This is a genomic window from Psychroflexus halocasei (assembly GCF_900107595.1).
Lineage (GTDB): Bacteria > Bacteroidota > Bacteroidia > Flavobacteriales > Flavobacteriaceae > Psychroflexus > Psychroflexus halocasei.
This window is the reverse complement of sequence record NZ_FNQF01000017.1, coordinates 1-6,760: the sequence shown is the minus strand read 5'-3', so window position 1 is coordinate 6,760 and position 6,760 is coordinate 1. Positions and strand designations below refer to the sequence as shown.

At 28.7% G+C, this 6,760-nt stretch carries 11 protein-coding genes; all 11 read left to right on the top strand.

Features of this window, described 5'->3' with window-relative positions:
- A partial coding sequence (locus BLV84_RS11975; protein ID WP_234953154.1) for a hypothetical protein occupies positions 1-993 on the top strand: 993 nt, incomplete at its 5' end.
- Between the two features lies 1 nt (position 994).
- The gene (locus tag BLV84_RS11970; protein WP_143521373.1) at positions 995-1,429 is read left to right on the top strand and encodes a hypothetical protein; all 435 of its coding nucleotides are present in this window, start codon (positions 995-997) and stop codon (positions 1,427-1,429) included.
- 197 nt (positions 1,430-1,626) lie between these two features.
- Positions 1,627-2,148 carry a hypothetical protein gene (locus BLV84_RS11965; protein WP_143521372.1) on the top strand — a complete coding sequence of 174 codons (522 nt, stop codon included), beginning with the start codon at positions 1,627-1,629 and terminating at the stop codon, positions 2,146-2,148.
- An 85-nt stretch (positions 2,149-2,233) separates the two neighbouring features.
- Entirely contained in the window at positions 2,234-2,680 is a 447-nt protein-coding gene (locus tag BLV84_RS11960) for a hypothetical protein (protein WP_159429431.1), read from the top strand.
- Positions 2,681-2,692: 12 nt separating this feature from the next.
- Positions 2,693-3,379 (top strand): hypothetical protein, encoded by a 687-nt coding sequence (locus tag BLV84_RS11955; protein WP_093245966.1) that lies wholly within the window; start codon positions 2,693-2,695, stop codon positions 3,377-3,379.
- A 58-nt stretch (positions 3,380-3,437) separates the two neighbouring features.
- The gene (locus tag BLV84_RS11950) at positions 3,438-4,256 is read left to right on the top strand and encodes a hypothetical protein (RefSeq protein WP_093245962.1); all 819 of its coding nucleotides are present in this window, start codon (positions 3,438-3,440) and stop codon (positions 4,254-4,256) included.
- 127 nt (positions 4,257-4,383) lie between these two features.
- A complete protein-coding gene (locus BLV84_RS11945; protein WP_143521371.1) occupies positions 4,384-4,653 on the top strand; it encodes a hypothetical protein in 270 nt (89 codons plus the stop codon).
- Positions 4,654-4,760: 107 nt separating this feature from the next.
- The gene (locus BLV84_RS11940) at positions 4,761-5,243 is read left to right on the top strand and encodes a hypothetical protein (RefSeq protein WP_093245954.1); all 483 of its coding nucleotides are present in this window, start codon (positions 4,761-4,763) and stop codon (positions 5,241-5,243) included.
- Positions 5,244-5,400: 157 nt separating this feature from the next.
- Positions 5,401-5,571 (top strand): hypothetical protein, encoded by a 171-nt coding sequence (locus BLV84_RS12540; protein ID WP_159429430.1) that lies wholly within the window; start codon positions 5,401-5,403, stop codon positions 5,569-5,571.
- An 8-nt stretch (positions 5,572-5,579) separates the two neighbouring features.
- Positions 5,580-5,909 carry a hypothetical protein gene (locus tag BLV84_RS11930; protein ID WP_093245949.1) on the top strand — a complete coding sequence of 110 codons (330 nt, stop codon included), beginning with the start codon at positions 5,580-5,582 and terminating at the stop codon, positions 5,907-5,909.
- A gap of 28 nt (positions 5,910-5,937) precedes the next feature.
- The gene (locus BLV84_RS11925) at positions 5,938-6,417 is read left to right on the top strand and encodes a hypothetical protein (RefSeq protein ID WP_093245946.1); all 480 of its coding nucleotides are present in this window, start codon (positions 5,938-5,940) and stop codon (positions 6,415-6,417) included.
- Positions 6,418-6,760: the final 343 nt, after the last annotated feature.

The following is a 6,760-nucleotide window of genomic DNA, read 5'->3' as shown; positions in this document are numbered from 1 at the left end:
CAGTTTTTAATAAATTCTATGTCTTTATTAAAAGAATCTTCATTTAGCACCAATGCGATCAATCATTTTCATGAAGCTCTTCAAGACTATAAAGACACACAAAATCCGATAACAGATTTAGAATTTGTTTACAGTAAATTTGACGATTATTTGATTAATGAAGCGCAAAAACAAGGTGTAATTACCTTTTTAGCACAAAACAATTATAGCGATGAAGCATTTGCTTTTTTACGCGAAGCTATGCCAGCGCTGCAAGACAATGATGGTGATGGACAACCCGATGCAGAAGTGGATTGGGAGGATAGAATAATAAAAGAAAATGAATTTGTAGTCAACGAATGCTTAAATTTAGTTTTTGACCAATTAGACAAGTCTGATATCGCCTCAGATTTTTTAACTAATTTCGAAGGCCACAATCCTGTTGCGCATTTATATTTTAGTGTAGGTGTTGATAGTACATATCCTAACGCTAATGCTGTTACATATGAACCAGATAATTTTATGATTGAAATTAAGTTTAATCCTAATAAATTGGAGAGGCCATCAACAGATGTTGCGAGAACATTTATTCATGAAATTATTCATGCAGAAATGTATAGGAAGCTTTTATCAGTGGCACAACAAGGCCAAATCCCATGGACAGAGTCTTTTATTCAATCATTGAGAAATGATTTTCCTGGCTTACAAGATTATTATACCAGATGGTGGCTTGATACAAATGGTCAAAGTCCAACAAATGTTCAACATGAATTAATGGCTCAACATTACAGAGAAACCATTTCAAGTTTTTTGATGCAATTTGATAATTCACTTACACAAGACCAAGCAGATGCTTTAGCTTGGGCTGGACTGATGGGTAACGGTTTAATTGATGAAAGTACTGGTCTACCAGTAAATACTACTGTAGCTTGGAGCAATGTTTCACAATCACAAAGGCTTATAATTTTAAATAGGTATCAGAGTTTTATTAACAATAATCCAAACTGTCAATAATATGAAATACATAATAACTTTAATAATATCTATTTGCTTTTATAAGATGCATTCTCAGATTATTAAGGATACGATTTATTTAGAATTTAAAACTAATATAGATCGTGTAAAAAAAGATAATGGTAAAATAAATTTTTACTTGAAAAATGAGCTTCTTGAAAAAGAAAAAATAAAATATAAAAGGGATATGAGAAAGATTGATAGGGATAGTCTTTACCCTCCAAACTTTCATTTACCTGTTAAGCCAAATAAATATTATCAATTTTCCATCAACAGAAATCATGAAAATTTTACAAGTATAAATGATTTTAATTTCTATAATCGAAAAAAATTAAGAGATTTAAGTCCGTACAAAAAATTAATTGTAATTGTAAAATTGGAAAAAGGAAAATTTATCTGTTATCCAGTTTCATTTTTTGAAAATGTAATAGAATAACCGAGATTAAATCTATAAATACAAATCCCTCAAGAGTCAAGCTGTTAAGGGATTTTTCGCTTATATTTTTACATAATTAATTTGTTGAAATATGTTTTTCAACAGAATTTATAGTCAATATTTTTTAACAAACGACTTATCATTGGTAAAATGGCATCTTTAAAATCGTATATTTAGAATGTTGGAAATAATAACCTATGAGACAAACATTTATAATATTAATTTTCTTATTGTGTGGAAGTATCAAAGGCTTTGCTCAACATTCCCAGAAGTCTAGAACCTTTGATATTTATCTAATTCTAAAGGAAAAAGATGAAAATTTTAATATTTCTATTCAGAAATACAGACCCAATACTTTAATTACTTTTTTAATAGAAAAAAGTTTACCATTAGAAGAGTTTGATTATTATTTAGAGGAAGTATTTGAAAATAAATTGTCAAGAGTTAAAAGAAAAAAATGGCAGGATATTAATAAACAGACAATCGGTTTTTACCATCATCCAAAAGACAGTCTAAGAACAAAATTAATACGAAAAGAAAATTTGAAAAATTTAAATAGCTTCACAACCAAGGAGATTCCAGTAACTCAATTTAGCTCAATAGAAAAGATTTTAAAAGAGGCTAATAATATTTATATGGTTGTTGAAAGTTGGGGTGAAAAAGAAGATGTATTTAAAGCTTATAAAGTTGAGATGTTCAAAGCTCAAGGCAGTCTCTAATAAAACAATTTATCGAATGAAAAACTTTATTATTTTATTTATTACATGTCTTCCGATCTGTGTTTTATCGCAGGATAAACAAACATTGGGAAGTGCGGATGATGGATACGAATTATACATTGTTGATGAGAATTTGAATCACATTTTCAAAAAATCCTCAGAAATTGAGGGTGAAGATTTCTCCTTTATCAGCTATAATTTAAGGATTCCCAATCAAAATGATCCTATGGTTGTATTAAGTTTTACAGATCAGGATAGTACGAGCTTAAGAAAAGCCATACGAGGTGGCAATGGAAGCGGTTATGATTTTAATTTCTTTTATGATAGCAGGAAATATGAAACTAAATTTATTGAAGAAGGCAAATATATAGAAAACAAAATTTCGATAAGTTATTTGTTATCTTCTAATCTAGAAATTTTGGATGATATCTTAGAAAAAGCGAGTAAAATCTATATTCTCGAAAAAACTGACAAACCAGGATTTAGATACATTGCTAGAGAAGTGAAGTTTAGTATTTATGCAAAGTTATAATCAAAAAAAAACATGAAAAATCTGATCTTTTTTCTTCTGCTTCTAAATTTATCTTTTGTTGCTCAATCGCAAGAAAAGGACACTTTGGTGATACAAATTAAAGATGATGTGATAAAAGAGTTTCTGTACATCAATGACATTGATATTTTCGGAAATAAAATTGATCAAAGTCACTCAACCCATCTTAAATTTCTTTTTACTAACCAAAATTTAAAAGACAAATTATCTCAAAAAAGAAAACAAGATAGTATTAGATATAGTAAAAGAATAAAAGGAAAACCATTTGTATCAGTGGTAGGTTACTCATCTGGTCCGCCTCAATTTGGCATCGAATTGAACTATTATCAAAAAGATTCTGTTAGCTTAAAAAGCTATAATAAAACGAGGAATTATTATCTCAATTTTGCTGAACGAGTGAAGCAAAGTGGAGCCACAAAAAAAGAAGTGTCAAATTTTAGACGGGATATGTTGAAGACACTTTACCCGCCTTTAATTCAATTGTTTGCAGATGAGAGTTTTTTAAAGAATAAAACACTTTTTGAGTTTGATGGCTCATCAGGAAATTATGAAAGCTTCAGAAAAGAACTCATCACCCATCAAGTCTACTTCATTCAAATGCCTTACGATGCTTCAGATATTTATGGTTTTAAATATCATTTTATACAAGTTAGAGAAAGATATATTACGCCGGGTCTTTAGGTTTTAAATTAAATATAATCACAAGTTTGATTGGAACGACTTTTGGTGAGTTCATACTATGAATAGGTTTAAATTTATCGCTTTCCTCACTTTTTGCTTTTATACAATCGTCATTCAAGCACAATTTACATACCTGGATATCAAAGATGAGTGGGTGAGTAGTAATAACCAAGTCATTAATATCAAACAATTGGCGAGTTCTCAAAACAATTATTTAGTTAAACCGAATGGAGAAGATTTAGAACTTTTATTGGTGATTGACGAAGCGATATTGAGTTTTCAAAATAATTATTTCAAAGGTTCAAAGTTCTACAATGACCAATATAACTTTCATTTAGAAGAAGTTTCAGAAAGTAGATTAGTCTTAAAACCAACATCTGCGCTAGCTCAATCTTATTTTGAAACTGATCAAAAAATTGAGTTTATAAAAAGAAGCGACATCAAAAATTTAGAATTTGACTTTGAGAGTCTCATTTTTGTAAAAACGGAGTCTGACTTAAATAATTACAAATTAGAAATTAATGACAAACAAGGAGTTATTATCATCGAATATAAACGCAAGTATTTAAAAAGTGATAAAGGTCAATTTGAATTAGACGAAGATGGCTTTCGCATCAAAGAGATAGATACAATCGCTGAGAATAAGTTTCTATTAAATAATAATCAATATCAAGATTTATTACGAAAGCTAAAAGAAGCAAGAATAAACACACTAAATTCTCAAACCTTGGTTAAGTGCGGGCATTGCTATCCGCAATCCTTAGTAGTTAATTTCAACAACAAAACTTTTAAACATATAGATTTTGATATTTCACCATATTTATTAAAAGATTTAGTTGATTATTTAAAATCTTTAAGGCCAATTGTTAAGGATTAAATCAAAACAAATCCCTTAAGAGTCAAGCTGTTGAGCGATTTTTTCATTAATTATTTAAAATAAATTATTCCTTTATGTTTTTTTAACAAAATTTGCTATATATTTATTTTTTATTAACAATTTAAATTTGAACACACTTTCTACTTCTGAAAGGTTTTCAGCATTAATTTGTGCAATGAAAGCTAGTAATACTCTAAGCCCACAGTGGTCGCACGATTTATTTAATAAAAACGTTTTTTCGGTAACCCCTTATCAACAACAATTGGCAGATTTTATCTTTGAGAATCATGATTGGAATCAAGAAACTGGTTTATTTGTGTATACAATGCAAAACGAATTTGGCTGTAATTGGAAAGAAAAAACCGCAGAATATGCAAGTTGGCGTGGGTTGGAATAAACGACAGAATTTGATAATTGGTTAAGTAATAATTCCGTTGATACGGGATATTTTAATGGTATTATTACAATTATTAAAAATTCTGCTAACCAAAATTGTAATTAATTATGCAAAGGTCAATAATTGTATGTATCATAATTGTTCTTTTTTTTAAAAGTGGTTTTGCACAAGAAAAATCAGAACTTTACATTTTATTAAATGGGACAAAAGGTTCGGTTAACCTATACACTCGAGAATTTTCAGAATCTGATAGTTTACAAATAAACTATTTTCAAATTCAGAAAGAAATTCCAAAAGAGAAGTTTAAATATAAACTTAGTATTCATGATAATGAAATTAAAAAGCTTTATATAGGCACTTTATCTGGAGGTAATGAAAATATTGTTCAAGTTTTAGCTAGGTTAAAGAAAAGGGAAATTTCAAAAGAAAAAATAGAAACCTTAAAGGATAAAATTTTATATACTAAAGAACTGAATGATATTGAATTTGATAGCCTTAAAAGGGTTTTAACTCAAGTAGGCTCATTATATTTTTTAATAGATAGTGGCTCTGGCTTTTACTATGTTTATGAACGCTTTAAAAGAGAATAGATGAGGTTAAATTTTAGAAATATATTCTAGAAAAAACATAGAACCCCCGCTGGCTCTCGCCAGCGATCGTCTATGAAGAGTGGCCACTGCGAGTTTTTTTACAACAAAAGCGTTTTAAAAATTTATGAAAAATATAGAATTTGTAAAAATAGAAGATATGTTTTGCAAAATTGTGCAAAGCACTCGTTGCATCCTGAAGCATCGGGAGAGCGCTAGCGGAAAACCAGGTTTTGAACCAAATTTCTCTCAACAATGGTGTGGAGATGGAACCAATTATAATAACTTAAATATGAACACACTTTCTACTTCCGAAAGGTTTCAGCATTAATTTGTGCAATGAAAGCTAGTAATACTCTAAGCCCACAGTGGTCGCACGATTTATTTAATGAAAACGTTTTTTCGGTAACCACTTATCAACAACAATTGGCAGATTATATCTTTGAGAATCATGATTGGGGGAATGAAAATTTTGATTTCATTAATGAAGCGCAAAACATTTTTGATGCAGATTGGAAATTACAGGTTTCTGACGCAGTTTCTTGGATTGGATTGGAGTTGACCAGTGAATACCTTAATTACGTAAGTCAAATTAACAATCCTGCTAAACAACAATATATACTTGATTTTCGAAATAAAATTAATGATGCTAAGAACAATTGTCAATAAAACTTGGATAGTTATAAAAATATAATTTATGAAAGATATATTATGCTTTATATTGTTATTACCCGCAATAACTTTTTCTCAAAGTAATAAAAAAGATTTGTACATTTTATTCGATGATTGCTCGATTCATGAAATTTCACAGATAAATGAAGATACTCTAATTTATGAAGTTTATCAAATTAGGCTTGGAGATAAAATAAAACCTAAAATAGAATTTTCAGTATCAAATTTAGGGTTTTTACAAAAAAAAATACAAATCACTGGAAAGAGCTATCCATTTTTACTATTGACATATAAAAATAGAAACAATAAAAATCCACCTATTGAAATAAATACCGATACGATTAAGAATAAAATGTGGGCTGAAAATATTATTTACGCGCAAAATAAAGATTTCTCTTCATTTTTTGAAAACTTTAAAGATGTATATTTAGTTGATTTCAATAATAAATCCACCGAATTTAGAATTGCCAAAAGAATAAATATAAGATTTGTCTCTAGCTTGTGAAATTCCATTGCTATCCACCGCTAGCACTAGTCCTGATGAGTAGCCAACACATAATAGTTTTTTTAAAGTAAATGGTTTTTAAGAATTCTTAGAAAATATATGTATTTTGCTTATAAAGTTTTTACGACTAAAAATAAAGGAAATAAAAAATCAGCCTTAGAGTTTTAAGAGCGAGTTTTTTACAATCAAAACAAATCCCTCAAGAGTCAAGCTGTTGAGCGATTTTTTCATTAATTATTTAAGATAAATTATTTATTTGTGCTTTTTTAACAAAATTTGCTATATATTTATTTTTTATTAACAATTTAAATAATACTGTCAATGTTTAATTTACACACACACA